The 15,767-nt window shown below is 34.0% G+C and carries 9 protein-coding genes; all 9 read left to right on the top strand.

The genetic code is table 11. From position 1 onward, the window contains the following. Window positions 1–63: 63 nt before the first annotated feature. The 9 genes from VP395_RS08070 to VP395_RS08030 all read left to right on the top strand — a co-directional run bounded on the left by VP395_RS08070 (window position 64) and on the right by VP395_RS08030 (window position 15,767). On the top strand, window positions 64–1,164 hold the full coding sequence (locus VP395_RS08070; RefSeq protein ID WP_346241327.1) for a glycoside hydrolase family 16 protein: 1,101 nt from the start codon (window positions 64–66) through the stop codon (window positions 1,162–1,164). A gap of 2 nt (window positions 1,165–1,166) precedes the next feature. Next, window positions 1,167–3,455, top strand: coding sequence for a beta-glucosidase BglX (gene bglX / locus VP395_RS08065; protein ID WP_346241326.1), 2,289 nt, complete (start codon window positions 1,167–1,169; stop codon window positions 3,453–3,455). Between the two features lie 864 nt (window positions 3,456–4,319). After that, window positions 4,320–4,871: an RNA polymerase sigma-70 factor gene (locus VP395_RS08060; protein WP_346241325.1), complete on the top strand. Its 552-nt coding sequence runs from the start codon at window positions 4,320–4,322 to the stop codon at window positions 4,869–4,871. Window positions 4,872–4,988: 117 nt separating this feature from the next. After that, window positions 4,989–6,152 carry a FecR family protein gene (locus VP395_RS08055; protein ID WP_346241323.1) on the top strand — a complete coding sequence of 388 codons (1,164 nt, stop codon included), beginning with the start codon at window positions 4,989–4,991 and terminating at the stop codon, window positions 6,150–6,152. Window positions 6,153–6,309: 157 nt separating this feature from the next. Beyond that, window positions 6,310–9,606 (top strand): SusC/RagA family TonB-linked outer membrane protein, encoded by a 3,297-nt coding sequence (locus VP395_RS08050; protein WP_346241321.1) that lies wholly within the window; start codon window positions 6,310–6,312, stop codon window positions 9,604–9,606. A gap of 31 nt (window positions 9,607–9,637) precedes the next feature. Continuing rightward, entirely contained in the window at window positions 9,638–11,200 is a 1,563-nt protein-coding gene (locus VP395_RS08045) for a RagB/SusD family nutrient uptake outer membrane protein (RefSeq protein WP_346241320.1), read from the top strand. 268 nt (window positions 11,201–11,468) lie between these two features. Beyond that, complete coding sequence (locus VP395_RS08040) at window positions 11,469–13,064, top strand: alpha-N-arabinofuranosidase (protein WP_346241318.1); 1,596 nt, start codon at window positions 11,469–11,471, stop codon at window positions 13,062–13,064. Window positions 13,065–13,076: 12 nt separating this feature from the next. Then, window positions 13,077–14,762: an arabinan endo-1,5-alpha-L-arabinosidase gene (locus VP395_RS08035; RefSeq protein ID WP_346241316.1), complete on the top strand. Its 1,686-nt coding sequence runs from the start codon at window positions 13,077–13,079 to the stop codon at window positions 14,760–14,762. 18 nt (window positions 14,763–14,780) lie between these two features. Further along, a complete protein-coding gene (locus VP395_RS08030) occupies window positions 14,781–15,767 on the top strand; it encodes a glycoside hydrolase family 43 protein (RefSeq protein ID WP_346241314.1) in 987 nt (328 codons plus the stop codon).

Genomic DNA, 15,767 nt, shown 5'->3' with positions numbered 1-15,767 from the left:
GACTTCATATTTGGATAGGGGTAGCAAATCCCTATCCAGTATGAATAGTTAAAAACAGATAAAATGTTTAAAAAAATGCTTTACTCAATTCAAATCGGGTTGCTGTTTTTATTATCCTGTTCTGGAGGGGCTGATGATGCCACTATAACTGAAGAACCTCAGGAAATAATTCCCACAACTCTATCCTTAACGGTTAATATTTCAGGTAAAGATACTAGTAATCCTAACGGGGATGGCTCTGGTTTAATCACTTGTAAAGCAACTGCAATAAATGCTGTTTCTTATGGATTTAAAATAGGAAGTGATGCGGAATTAAAAAACGCCACAGGTGAATTTAATTACACGTTTACAACTGAAGGATTAAACGACTATGTTGTGACCGTATTTGCTTATTCAAGTACAGGAAACACTATCAGCGATTTTAAAAAAGTAACTGTTTTTGTTGCAGAAAAGGGACCTCAATTAATTTGGTCTGACGAATTCAATACAGATGGTGCTCCTGATACCTCGAAATGGGGTTACGATATAGGTAATGGTGTTAATGGCTGGGGGAATGGCGAAAAACAGTATTACACCAACAGAAGCGATAATGTAAGAGTTGAAAATGGAGTACTTAAAATAATAGCTAAAAAGGAAAACTATCAAGGTTTTGAATACACTTCAACAAGATTATTAACAAAAGGTAAATTCGATTTCACCTATGGTCGTGTAGATGTTAGAGCAAAACTACCAAGTGGCTCTGGTACATGGCCAGCTATTTGGATGTTGGGCGCTAATATAGATAGTGTTGGTTGGCCTGCTTGTGGAGAAATAGATATCATGGAACATTGGGGGCACAATGCAACCAAAGTATCAAGTGCTACACATACACCATCATGTTCTGGTGGTTGTGCTAATACTTCAGTTGGCGAAACCACCATAACCGATTATGCAACAGCATTCCATATATACAGTCTAGAATGGACAGAAAACGAATTGAATTTCATTATAGACGGCAATATAAAATACACTTATAAACCAACAGTTAAAAACAGTAGCACTTGGCCTTATTTTGCGCCACAATTTTTAATTATAAATGTCGCCATGGGTGGCAGTTGGTTTTCTATTGATCCAAATTTCAAAGAATCTGTAATGGAGATAGATTACATAAAAGTATATCAATAATTATGAAAAATAACAGCTTATACAGTTTACTTATAGCTTTTATATTAGTTGCTTCATGTAAAAAGCAAACTAATAATTCAGAGGACAACATCAGCAATTCTAATCAAATAATTGAAAATAAAGTTGCCCAATTATTATCTAAAATGACTTTAGAAGAAAAAATTGGACAAATGAATCAATACAATGGCTTTTGGAATGTTACTGGTCCAACACCTTCCGACGGTGATGCTGCAAAAAAGTATGAACATTTAAAAAAGGGCTATGTTGGTTCCATGCTAAATGTTAGAGGCGTTAAGGAAGTAAGAGCTGTTCAAAAAATAGCCGTTGAAGAAACCAGATTGGGTATTCCTTTAATAATTGGTTTCGATGTGATTCATGGCTATAAAACCTTAAGTCCTATACCGTTAGCAGAAGCTGCCAGTTGGGATTTGGAAGCTATTAAAAAATCGGCGGAAGTTGCCGCTAAAGAATCTGCAGCTGCAGGTATCAATTGGACTTTTGCTCCTATGGTCGATATTTCAAGAGATGCCCGTTGGGGTCGTGTTATGGAAGGTGCTGGTGAAGACCCGTATTTGGGCTCAAAAATTGCAATAGCTAGAGTACAAGGATTTCAAGGAGACGATTTATCATCTCACGAAACCATTGCAGCCTGTGCTAAACATTGGGCGGGATACGGTTTTGCAGAAGCAGGTAGAGATTACAACACCGTTGATATTGGAACTTCAACATTAAACAATATCATTTTCCCTCCTTTTAAAGCCGCTATGGATGCCGGCGTAAGAACATTTATGAACTCTTTTAACGAGTTAAACGGAATTCCAGCCACGGGCAATGTGTATTTACAACGCGATATTTTAAAAGGCAAATGGGGTTTTGATGGTTTTGTAGTTTCAGATTGGGGTTCTATGAATGAAATGATTGCACATGGTTATGCAAAAGACAAAAAACATGCTGCTGAACTTTCTGCAATTGCTGGTTCAGATATGGATATGGAATCGTATGCGTATGTAGATGAATTGGCAAATTTGGTTAGAGAGGGGAAAGTTAAAGAATCGCTTATCGATGATGCCGTAACACGTATTTTAAGGGTGAAATTTGAATTAGGTCTTTTTGATGATCCTTACAAATATTGTAATGAAGCATATGAAAAAGAAATAACTGGAAGCAAAGAAATTCAAGATGCCGTTTTAGATGTTGCAAAAAAATCTATTGTATTGCTTAAAAACGAAAATCAAGTGCTCCCACTTAACAAAGCAGGGCAAAATATAGCTTTAATTGGAGCTTTGGCTGCCGACAAAACAAGCCCGTTAGGAAGCTGGCGTATTGCTGCTGATGATGATACAGCGGTATCCGTTTTAGAAGGATTGCAAAAATATACAGGCAATAAAATAACCTATGCTAAAGGTGCCGATGTAGTTATAGGAAAAACCGAATTTGCCATAGAGCTGCAAATTAATACCGAAGATAAAAGTGGGTTTTCTGAAGCTATTGAAGCAGCAAAAAAAGCAGATGTTGTTGTAATGGTTTTGGGTGAGCACGGGTTTCAAAGTGGTGAAGCAAGAAGTAGAACTGATTTAAACCTACCTGGTGTACAACAAGAACTTCTAGAAGCCGTTTATAAGGTGAATAAGAACATTGTTTTGGTATTAAATAACGGAAGGCCTTTAACTATTACTTGGGCAGATAAACACATACCCGCCATAGTAGAAGCATGGCAATTGGGTACTCAAAGTGGAAATGCTATTGCTGAAGTTTTATATGGCGATTATAACCCGAGTGGAAAACTACCTATGTCGTTTCCTAGAAACATTGGTCAAGTGCCCATTTATTACAATTATAAAAACACAGGTAGACCTGTAATTCCAGCACCAAACGAAGTGTTTTGGTCGCATTATATAGATGAAAGCAATGACCCGCTCTACCCGTTTGGACATGGTTTAAGCTACACTACTTTTTCATACAGCAATTTGATTATTAATAAAGTTTCAAAGGAAGCATTTAAGGTCTCAGTAGATGTTAAAAACACTGGAAACGTAATAGGTAAAGAAGTGGTTCAGTTATATGTTCAAGATTTATTTGCAAGTGTAACCAGACCTGTAAAGGAGTTGAAAGGCTTTCAAATGGTTGAATTGAACCCAAATAAACAACAGACCATTCATTTTAATTTAACAAAAAATGAGCTCGGGTTTTATAACAATACAGGAGAATTTGTTTTAGAACAGGGTGATTTTAAAATTTATGTTGGAGGTAGTTCAAAAACGGTTTTAGAATCTAAATTCATTTTAGAATAACATGTCCAAATCATTTTTTGTTTTATAATTCTATAAAATATTGAAAAGGGAGTTCTTTAGGTTAGTTTAATAAACTAGATTTATCAACAAACCTAAAAAGTGACTTTCATGGAACTACTTTTATCATCCTTTGCTTTTTTTCATTTCAAACAGTTAAAGCGCAAATAGCAGAACCAGTAGAGAAAACACTTCCAATAACCTTTAAACCAGATCTTTATATTAAACAAATTCGAGCTGCCTCTTTATTTTGATGTTGTTCTAAGGAATAATAATCGTAAGATTTTGCAGGTGTTTTCTCTACTGGTTCTGCTATTGCGAATTCAGAATCTTCAGCAACACCAATTGGAGCTGGTATGTTTCTTTTGGGAATTGGATCAACTGTTGCGAGTATGCCATTATTTATTGTAGCCGGAAGAAATAAAAGGAAATCAATATTGTCTTTAAAAGCTGAAACTATTTATATTGGAGCAAAAATCAACAACTTTAATTCCCGTTCTTAACGCTTTCTATTCCATTAAATTAATAAGGTTTTAATGTTATTTAAATGGGTTATTTGTAATTAACCATAAGGGAAACAAATAGTTGTGTTTTAATTTTGCATGGGTTTATTTACTATTTTTGTTTGAAACCAAAATAAGTGTACAAATAACATTTATACAATACGCTTGGTTATGTTGTTTTTTTAGGTTAATTATGTAAAAATAAAATAGACTTGCTTATTGGTTACAGTTTAATTAGCTTTCAATCATAATTATGTTCCAATTAAAGGAGCAAGACAAAGTTTACCTGCCAAAGTAATTAAACTTATTAAAAATAGTATTAGTTGAGATAGAGAAGCAAATTATTGATTTTAATTCAACAACTTTGAACCCTAATAGCGAACCGTATCAGCTTACATTAAAAGAGTACAAAAATACATTTGACTCTTTATATACTTTGCTGTGTTTATTCGCCAATAAATATCTAAATGATTTAGAAGCTTCAAAAGACATTGTTCAAATCGTTTTCATTAAAATTTGGGAAGATAACATTGAGTTTCGCAGCGAAGAAAATATTAAATCTTATTTGTATACTTCAGTAAAGAATAAATCGCTCGATTATATTAAGAGTAAACGCGTTAAATCAACTGAGAAGTTGTCATCCTTAAAAATAGAAGACATTGAAACAGAGCCTTTTTATTTAAGAGAGGTTGTGGTTTTAGAAACCCACAGTATTGTTGAAGAGGCTATAAAAACATTGCCAAAAAAATGTGCACAAATTATAAGGTTAAGTATTAATAATTTTACAAACCCAGAGATAGCTACCGAATTGGGAATCTCAATAAATACCGTTAAAGCTCAAAAAAAAATTGCATATAAAAAGCTTAAACCTATTTTAAAGGATTACTTCATTCTTATAGCTTTTGTTTTTAGCTGATTAGCTTTTATTTTTTCATAAATAAAAAAAAATTACAATTTTTTTTAACCCTATTTTAACATTTTGTCGTCTTAAAGTTAAATAAGCATATTTTAAAGTTAATTAACCACATATTTCATGTCTGTTTTTAATAAAGTCATTATACTATCTAAAAAACTCGCTTCCTCGTTATTGAAAGATGAGAAACCTACAGATTTAGAGGCTTCAGATATTTTTAATGATGCTGATAAAGCATATATATTGAATAATCTTACCGATGAAACTTTAATAAAAGAGCGTCTTAACCTAGGGAATCAAATTAAAAAAAAGGAAGACTGGAAAAAAGTAAAAAGTAACATTACAAAGCCATCAGTAAGATTTTTATATTGGAAATACACTGCCGCTGCCGCTGTAATAGGACTATTAGCATCTACTTATTTTTTTAGAGGAACACTTTTTAACAACTCTACTGAATGCATGCCAGTAATTGTAAATAATAATATAAAAATAGGTACCGATAAGGCTACCTTAACCTTAGAAGACGGTAGCGTTTTGACCTTAGAAAAGGGGAATAATTATGAGGCTAGTAATTTTAAAAGCAATGGTGAAAAAATTGTATACAATTCAAAAGACAACCCAAATAAGCTAGCATACAATTACATTACCATTCCCAGAGGCGGTCAGTTTTTTGTTGAATTATCGGATGGAACACAGGTGTGGTTAAACTCAGAAACTCAGCTTAAATATCCTGTATCTTTTATTAAAGGCGAAACCCGAAATGTAGAGCTTGTTTATGGAGAAGCTTATTTTGATGTATCACCGAGTACTAAAAATAGCGGTTCAACATTTAATGTAATCAACCAAAAACAAGTTGTAAAGGTTTTAGGAACAGAATTCAATATTAAAGCCTATAAAGACGAAACGAATATTTACACCACTTTGGCAGAAGGAAAGGTAGAACTTGATTTTAATGGAATAAATCAAAAATTAAGCCCAACACAACAGTCAAATTTTAATTTGAAAACGAATGCCTTATTGGTAGTAAATGTAGATGTGTTCAATGAAGTTTCATGGAGACAAGGTGTTTTTAGTTTTGAAAATAAACCATTAAAAGATATAATGAAGGTATTGTCTAGATGGTATAATATGGATGTGGTATTTAATAATGAAGAAATAGAAAACGAAGCGTTTACCGGAATTTTGGGTAAAGACCAAAATATAGAGGATATTTTAGCAACCATTAAAAACTTTGGTATTATCAAGAATTATCATATAAAGAACAAAACAATAACATTGAAATAAAAAAAGGGAGCGAAGTTTTGACATTTAGCGGTATCTAACTTCGTCCCTCCTAACTAAATTAATTAAACTAATGTCTAACTAATCTTAATGCTAAATTATGAAAATTAACTTAATTGAAGTCCGTTCTCTTACTCGAAAACGGCTACTACTATTTATTATGAGAACATTTTTCTTCTTATTATGTACAACCGTCTTCAGTTTTACTTCTGAAAACACATTTTCTCAAGAAAAGGTGGTCATTGATCAAGACCAAACGGTAACGGTAGATAAGGTGTTTAAAATAATAAAAGAACAAACAAATTACCGTTTTATTTACCCAAGCAATTTGTTTAAAAAAGCTCCAAAAATTCAGTTAACTAAAGGAGAAATTGAAATTCAAAAATTATTAAACCAAAGCCTTTCGGGTAGTAATCTTAATTTTAAATTATCTAAAAACAATACCATAGTAATTAATGAGAATACTGTTAATGAAATCCAACAAGGTCTTCAAATATCTGGTACTGTCGTAGATGGTTCTGGGTTTCCGTTACCTGGAGCAAATATTCTAGAACAAGGTACTGCAAATGGTGCGCAATCTGATTTTGACGGTAACTTTTCTTTAAAAGTTTCTAGTCGAAATGCCATTTTAGTAGTTTCTTACTTGGGGTATTTAACCAGAGAAGTTGCTTTAGAAGGTAAAACAAAAATTAATATTGTACTTCGTGAAAATGCCTCTGCTTTAGATGAGGTTGTAGTTGTAGGTTACGGAACGCAAAAAAAATCTGATTTAACCGGTTCTGTAAGTGTTGTAGATATTGATAATGCAAAAAAAACAGTAACATATGATGCCGCTAAAATGCTTCAAGGTCAAGTTGCTGGTGTAACGGTACAATCTTCAGGAGAGCCAGGAGGTTTTGTAAATATTAAAATTAGAGGTATTAATTCATTTAGTAATAATAACCCGCTTTTCGTAATTGATGGGATGATTATAGATAGTCCTTTCGATTTTGCTCCAGGTGATATCGAATCTATGCAAGTACTTAAAGATGCTTCTGCAGCGGCTATTTATGGAGTACGAGGTGCAAATGGTGTCGTAATTATCACTACTAAAAAAGGGAAAATGGGCAAGTTTGATGTGAATTTAAAATCACTTTATGGGGTTCAAAATGTAGCTAGAACTTGGTCGGTAACAGATAGGGTTGGTTATCAAAACATTACAACTGCGGCAGAATTAAACGCAGGGTTAAGCATCGCTCCTGGGAACGACCCAAATAGTCCATCATACATTAACGATGTAGATACCAATTGGCAAGATGCTGCATTTGGTACTGGCTATATTGAAAATCATGCACTTACTTTTAGTGGAGGTGCTGAAAGTTTGAGTTATAATATGAATGTAGATTACTTTAAAAATAGTAGTTACATGGACTCGCCACAGGATTATGAAAGAATATCGACTAATTTAAATTTAACGGGTAATAAAGGTAAGTTTAAATACGGCTCTAAAATTGGATATACACAATCTAATAAAGAAATTTTTAATGAGTATCTGCCTGGAGCATCACCAATTGGCGATTTAATAGGCGCCATTCCAACCATGCCTGTTTATGACGCTAACAGATTAGGAGGTTATGGGGGTACAGACAACTTAACACAAAGAGCTATTTCTATGAACGTTATTGGATTTAATAACGTAAACGAAAACACAGGAATAAGAAACCGTTTTATTGGAAATATTTGGGGAGAATTAGAAATTGTTAAAGGTTTAAAATATAAATTAGATGGCAGTTTTGATAGACTAGATTGGAAAAACAGAAGATTTATTCCAGAAAGTAATTTAGGATGGTATTATTTAACAACTCCAGAAGAAGCCTCCTTAGATATTGGAACGGGAAGCCAAACCAGAACGTTTTTAAATAACTTACTTACCTATGATGTAACTTTAGCTGATAAGCATAAAGTGAGTGTTTTAGCTGGTTATGTACAGGAAAGAAATGATTATTACAACCATTGGTCAAGAGGTGTTGGATACCCAACGGGAACCATTAGTCATTTAGAATACGCTACCGATACCAGCACAGGGGAATACGAAAGTACTGTAACAGGTTTATCTTATTTAAGTAGGTTAAACTATTCCTTTGACGATCGTTATTTAGTTACTGCAAACTTCAGACAAGATAAAACGTCTTTGTTTAGTACAATAAACAACAAGGCAAGCTTTTATTCATTCTCGGGTGCATGGAAAATTAGTAATGAAAAATTCATTACATTACCAGAATGGTTAAATACCGTTAAACTAAGAGGTGGTTATGGTGAATTAGGTAATAACACCATCCCTCCTTACTTTTTTGCAACTACAACAAATCAGTTTGCAGGATACGATTTTAATAATGCTTTGGCACCAGGAACCACTGTTGTAAGTGCTTTAGACCCAAATGTACATTGGGAAAAAACAAAAACAACTAATGTAGCCTTAGAATTAGGTATGTTAAATAATGATTTACAGTTTACAGCAGAGTATTATATAAAAAAATCGACTGATTTATTAATAGGTGTACCCTTACCTTTTTCTACTGGCGCATTTCCAGCAAGTATAACAACAAATGCTGGAGCTGTTCAAAACAAAGGTTTAGAGTTTACAGCTTCTTATGGTAATAACCGTCATGAGTTCAAGTATAACATTTCGGCTAATTTGGGAACTCTTAAAAATGAAGTGTTACAAATAGGTATTAACGGAAACCCCATTTATGGAGCAGCTTCAAAAACAGAAGTAGGAAGATCTATTGGAGAAATTTTTGCTTATGAAACTGATGGTATTTTTCAATCGGCTGCAGAAGTATCTGCTTCGCCAACACAAGTTGGAGCTGCTGCTGGAGATTTAAAGTTTAAAGATCAATTAACAGTAGATACAGATGGAGATGGTGTGTTTGATGCGGCGGATGGTATAATTAATGATCAAGATAGAACCTATCAAGGAATTACTATTCCAAAATACAGTTATGGTTTTAACTTTAATAGCACCTATAAAAACTTTGATTTATCATTCTTTTTACAAGGATCGGGTGGGAACAAAGTATTTAATGGTATCTACAGAAATTTAATGTTGGGGCAGTATGTTAACCATCATACAGATGCATTAAATTACTGGACATCTACCAATACCGATACCAATGTGCCACGACCAATTATTGGAGACCCAAATGCCAATGCGAGAGATTCTAACAGATTTATTGAAAATGGCGATTATATAAAACTTCAAAATATGGAGATTGGTTTTAATATTCCTTTAGGAGAAAATAAATTAATCCAAAATGCTAGGATTTATGCTAATGGTCAAAACTTATTTATAATAAGTAAGTACAAAGGGTATGATGCAGATTTCAGTTACAATGATGGATTGTTTTCTCGAGGATACGATGGTGGGTCTTTCCCAAATCCGAGAACATTTTCTTTAGGTGTTCAAGTAGGTTTTTAAACATTAGATAAAATAATTAAAACGAATTAAAATGAAATATATAAATTTTAAATACTTATCAATATTCTTTTCGCTGTCGGTTGTGTTTAGTGGTTGTGTAAAAGAAGAAGATTTAATACAAATAGACCCTAATAACGATGCAGTAGATTCATTTTGGAAATCAGATTCTGATGCGCTTGAAGGGGTTAATGCCGCTTACGGTAGTTTGTTAACCGATGGAACTTATATGAGAAGTACCCCTTTGTTATTAGATTTAAAGGGAGATGATTGTAAAAGTAACAGCCCTTGGGGCGCGATGTATGTAGTAGGTAAATTTAACTCAAATGTTACCGATGCAGCAATTTATGGTTGGGCATATGAAACTTATTATCAAGGTATCTATCGTTCTAACCAAGTTTTAACCAATGTTCCTAATATTGATTTTACCGATACAGCACTTAAAAATAGAATTTTAGGGCAAGCCTATTTTTTAAGAGGGTTGTATTTATTTCATGCAGTAAATATGTTTAAAAGTGTCCCTGTTCCAACAGAACTAGCTGCAGTGTATCCGCAAAAAACAGAAGCTGAAGGTTGGGCACAAGTTATAGAAGATTTTAAAGCTGCTGCTGATTTGCTTCCTATTTCTTATACCAATGTTTCAGGATTAGATGCAGGAGAAAAAGGACGCGCGACCAAAGGTGCTGCTTTAGCATATTTAGGAAAATCTTATTTATTTACTAAAGATTTTCCAAATGCCAGAGATGCCTTTAAGCAAGTTATAGATTTAAATGTGTATGCATTAGTATCAAATTACAGAGATAACTTTACGGATGTTAATGAAAACAATTCAGAATCTGTATTCGAAGTTCAATTTAGTAGAGATGCAGGTGGTGTAGATTTAGGTTGGGGTGGTGCTCCGGCGTCTGGATGGGGAAAAACATCTGCAAGAGCCATTACATATGGACCAAGAGCATTCGGATGGACAGACGTTCAGCCTACAAGAGCATTGTTTAATGAATTTCAACAAGAGTTAACTATATCTGGAGATGTTGACCCACGTTTAGATGCAACCATGTTTTATAACAAACCAGGGGGTATGATGCTTTATGGTCAAGATTTTGCAACCTTTTATGGAGGCAATGCACAAGATTTGAACGACTTATTCTGTAGAAAATATCAAAATTCTGATGGAGCTTACCCTAACGAATACGATTGGCGTTCTGGAATTAATGAGCGTTTACTAAGATATGCAGATGTATTATTAATGTATGCTGAATGTTTAAATGAAACAAACGATACACCAGGGGCATATACGTATATTAAGCCTGTTAGAGACCGTGTTGGTTTACCAAATTTAAGTATAGTTAAACCTAACATGACTAAAGAGCAGATGAGAGAGCAAATAGGTCATGAGCGCTATTTAGAGTTCGCTCTAGAAGGTCACCGTTTTGATGATATTCGTCGTTGGGGATGGTTACAAGACCAAACAAAGCTTAATTGGTTAAAATCTAGAGATCCAGAATTTGATACCTATTCACCAGGAAGAGAATTTTTCCCAATACCACAATTAGAAATGGACAATAATCCTGGAACTATTCAAAATTCTGGGTATTAAATATTTATTTGAGTTAGTTTAATTAGAGTTTTTAATTCCAATAGCAAGTTGAAAACTTGCTATTGGATATTATTTTTAAAGACATTTTCAATACAGCCCATTAACTCTAGATGTTAAAACTAAAATTAGGAGTTAGATAACAAATATGTTGTGCTTAAGTTTATAAGTGTCAAAACAACATTTAATAGAGTTTTTTTGGTTTTGTTAAACTTTTTCAATTTATTTGTAAGTGTGTATTGAACACTTATTAAAATTTTAAATCTAAAGGATGAATATTAATTTACATATAAAAGAGCAAATGGTTAAGTTTAAATTTAAAAATGGGTTTTTAAAAATTCTTGCAATTTATTTTGGCGCATGTTTCAGTGCTTATTCGCAAGACAATAAAACGGTGCTTACAATAAATAAAGATGAAGAAGCGCCAATTATAAGCAAACATATCTATGGCCATTTTGCTGAACATTTAGGACGTTGTATTTATGATGGTATTTATGTGGGTGAAGACAGTAAAGTGCCAAACACGAATGGCGTTAGAAATGATATTATTGATGCATTAAAGGAATTAAAAATACCAAACTTACGCTGGCCTGGTGGTTGTTTTGCAGATACATATCATTGGAAAGATGGTATAGGTCCAAAAGAAGACAGACCATCCATGGTAAACAGATGGTGGGGTGGTGTTACAGAAGACAACAGTTTTGGTACGCACGATTTTTTAAACTTATGTGAAGTATTAGGAACAGAGCCTTACCTAGCTGCTAATGTAGGGAGTAGTACCGTACAGGAATTTACAGAATATTTGGAGTACGTAGGGCACAAAGGAGGTAGCCCAATGGCAGAGTTAAGAAAGCAAAATGGTAGAGAAAAACCTTGGAATGTTACTTTTTGGGGTGTTGGCAATGAAATGTGGGGCTGCGGTGGAAATATGACACCTGAATATTATGCTAATTTATACAGACAGTATGCTACTTTTATGACCGATTGGACCAATAGCGACAACATGTTTAGAATCGCTTCTGGAGCTAATGTGGCGGATTACCATTGGACAGAAGTTTTAATGCGTGATATTCCGAAAAATTTAATTGAGGGGGTTGCATTACACTCCTATTCGTTTGTTACTTGGGAAAAGAAAGGGTCCTCAACAAAATTTGATGAAGCTCAATATTTTTCAACCATGCAAACAGCACTTAAAATGGAAGAATTGGTTACCAAACACTCGGCAATTATGGACAAATACGATCCAAAAAATAAAATAGCACTTATTGTTGATGAATGGGGTGGGTGGTACGATGTTGAAGAGGGAACAAATCCTGGTTTTTTATATCAACAAAATACCATGCGTGATGCTATGATAGCTGGTACAACATTAAACATTTTTAACAACCATAGTGCTAGGGTTAAAATGGCTAATTTAGCACAAACTGTAAATGTTTTACAGGCAGTTATTTTAACTGAAGGTGAAAAAATGTTGTTAACGCCAACATACCACATTATGAAAATGTATACAGCACACCACGATGCTAAGTTATTACCATTAAAATTAGAATCACCTTCATATACATTTAACAACGAATCGCTTCCTGCAATTTCTGCTTCTGCTTCTATGGATAAAAACGGATTAGTTCATGTTTCATTGGTGAATATCGATTCAAAAAAAGAAAATAAAATTGAAATAGACATTACAAAATTAGGTGTTAAGAACTTTACAGGAACCATTTTAACAGCTCCAAAATTACAAGACCATAACACTTTTGATGCCCCTAATAAAATTAAGCCTGCTGTTTTTAAAACCTTTGAAAACAAAAAAGGAAATTTAACAATTACCATTCCTCCGTTTTCTGTTGTAATGTTGGAAGGAAAATAAATGTCATGTTCTATGATTAAAAGAAAAATAACATTGAAAAGGCTTATCCCATTATTTGTACTTATAGTTATTAGTTGTTCTAAAGATGATGGTGTTGATCAACCTAAAGCAGGAACTGTACTAAGTAAAGAGTGTTCTGGAACTACTCAAATCATTAAATATGCAGATGGAAAGGGTGGTTTTACTACAAGTAATATTCAAAACTCGGTGGAGTGTGGATATGTAGCACCTATTGCCTTTAATGGGCCAACATACCCCGATAATTACACACCAATAGGCTCTTGGAATTCACGATCACAATGGAATTTGGCAAATGTTCACGATCCAACAGTAGAGAAAAGTGGCGAGTATTATTATATGTATCAAACCGATGCTTCTTATGGTAATGCACACGATGGGCATGGGCATTTTCACCATAGACGTTCTAAAGATTTAATTAATTGGGAATATTTGGGAAGCACCATGACCACGGCACCTGCTTGGGTTAAAGATTCTTTAAACAATAAAAGAGCAAGAATGAATCCTGCGTTACCTGCTATCCAAAATCCTGAATATGGCTATTGGGCACCTTATGTAAAAAAAGTAGGTAATAAATTTAGAATGTACTATAGTATTGTTGTTTTAGCGCCAATTGTTGGGAATGATTATAATACATCTTGGTCTGAACGGGCATTTATTGGACTTGCAGAATCAGACGATTTAGCATCTAATGTTTGGGTAGATAAGGGTATGGTAGTGTGCTCAGAACCAGATGGTTTGGAAACTTATACAAGAACCAGTGGGAATGATTGGAGTGGTTATTTCAAATATAACGGTATAGATCCATCTATGGTTATAACAAAAGAAGGCGATCAATATTTAGTTTATGGGTCTTGGCATTCTGGAATTGCAGCGGTAAAATTAAATCCAGATACAGGAAAACCTTATCAATTAACTACTTTGGCGGATAATGGTGTTACTATTGCGAAACGAGGAAATAGCCGTTGGCAAGCTTCAGAAGGTCCAGAAATAATATACAATCCTGATACCGATTATTATTATTTATTTTTAGCGTATGATGAATTGTCGGTAGCATACAATACGCGTGTTGCTAGATCAAGAACTATAACTGGGCCTTATTTAGGAATTAACGGTGCTAATGTTACAGCCGGAGCAGATTGCTACCCCATGTTAACACATCCTTATAGTTTTAAAAGCCATACAGGTTGGGTTGGGTTTTCTCACTGTTCGGTATTTCAAAATACAGATACTAAGCAGTGGTTTTATGCGTCTCAAGCACGTTTGCCAGAAAATGTTCCAGGTATAAATGTGTCTAATGCAGTTATGATGGGGCATGTTCGTGAAATTCAATGGACTGAAGATGGTTGGCCTGTTATAGCACCAGAGCGTTATGCAGGTGTACCGATTACTGAAATAACTGAAGCTTCTTTTGTTGGAACTTGGGAACATATTGAAATGAAATATCAATATAAAACCATTCAAAATGCATCAACCATATATTTAACTGCCGATAAAAAAATAAGTGGAGGCGTAACAGGAACTTGGTCTTATGACAGTACCAGTAAAACCTTAACTATTAATGGCGCTAAGTGTAAAGTGAATGATGCCTGGGATTGGGAGGCTTCTACTAGAAAAGTGACCATTACTTATTCTGGTCTTACAGCAGGTGGTTTGCCTTATTGGGGTAAAAAAATATAATAATTAAACTAAACTAAATTGAAAAATTCATTTTTAATTATTCTTTTAATATTACTAGCTATATCTTGTAAATCAACAAGACAGGCTAAAGATCCATTATCTAAGGTAGAAGAAGAAATATCAAAATTTAATAACCCTATTATTACAGATAAGTATACGGCCGATGCTGCTGCTATTGTTTATAACGATAAGGTGTATTTATATGCAGGTCATGATCAAGCACCAGATGACGTTAATAGCTACAGAATGCATGAATGGCTAGTGTATTCATCTTCAGACATGATACATTGGAAAGAACACCCCGTGCCTTTAAAACCTACCGATTTTAAATGGGCATCGGGCAGTGCTTGGGCATCTCAGGTTATTGAAAAAAACGAAAAATTTTATTGGTATGTAACCGTTGAACATGGAAGTATTCATGGTAAAGCAATAGGTGTAGCTGTTTCAGATAGTCCAACAGGACCATTTACAGATGCTTTAGGAAAGGCACTAATCACTAATGACATGACTAATCAAACAAAAATTAGTTGGGACGATATAGACCCTACCGTTTGGATTGATAATGATGGTCAAGCTTATCTTTTTTGGGGTAATACCGTGTGCAAATACGCTAGGTTAAAAGATAATATGATAGAGTTGGATGGTCCGATAATGACTATAGACTTACCAAATTTTACCGAAGCACCTTGGATTCATAAAAAAGGAGATTGGTATTATCTGTCTTATGCCTTCCAGTTCCCTGAAAAAATAGCCTATGCCATGAGTAAGTCTATAAAAGGGCCATGGGAATTTAAAGGAATTTTGAATGAAGTAGCTGGAAATAGCAACACCAATCATCAAGCAATTATTGAATTTAAAGGGAAAGATTATTTCATTTATCATAATGGAAGTATTCCAACCCATGGAGGTAGTTTCAGAAGATCAGTATGTGTTGATAGACTTTATTATAACGAAGATGGCACCATGAAACGTGTCATTATGACTTCAGAAGGTATTCAAGAATAA

Source organism: Mariniflexile soesokkakense (assembly GCF_039650365.1).
In the GTDB taxonomy this organism is placed as follows: Bacteria; Bacteroidota; Bacteroidia; order Flavobacteriales; family Flavobacteriaceae; genus Mariniflexile; species Mariniflexile soesokkakense.
The sequence above is the reverse complement of the archived record's forward strand: the minus strand, read 5'-3'. Positions and strand labels throughout refer to the sequence as shown.

Coding starts and splice junctions, on each gene's coding strand:
- VP395_RS08055 (WP_346241323.1), top strand. CDS start 4,989: ATGTCTGTTTTTAATAAAGTCATTATACTATCTAAAAAACTCGCTTCC.
- VP395_RS08070 (WP_346241327.1), top strand. CDS start 64: ATGTTTAAAAAAATGCTTTACTCAATTCAAATCGGGTTGCTGTTTTTA.
- VP395_RS08035 (WP_346241316.1), top strand. CDS start 13,077: ATGATTAAAAGAAAAATAACATTGAAAAGGCTTATCCCATTATTTGTA.
- bglX (WP_346241326.1), top strand. CDS start 1,167: ATGAAAAATAACAGCTTATACAGTTTACTTATAGCTTTTATATTAGTT.
- VP395_RS08040 (WP_346241318.1), top strand. CDS start 11,469: ATGAATATTAATTTACATATAAAAGAGCAAATGGTTAAGTTTAAATTT.
- VP395_RS08050 (WP_346241321.1), top strand. CDS start 6,310: ATGAGAACATTTTTCTTCTTATTATGTACAACCGTCTTCAGTTTTACT.
- VP395_RS08045 (WP_346241320.1), top strand. CDS start 9,638: ATGAAATATATAAATTTTAAATACTTATCAATATTCTTTTCGCTGTCG.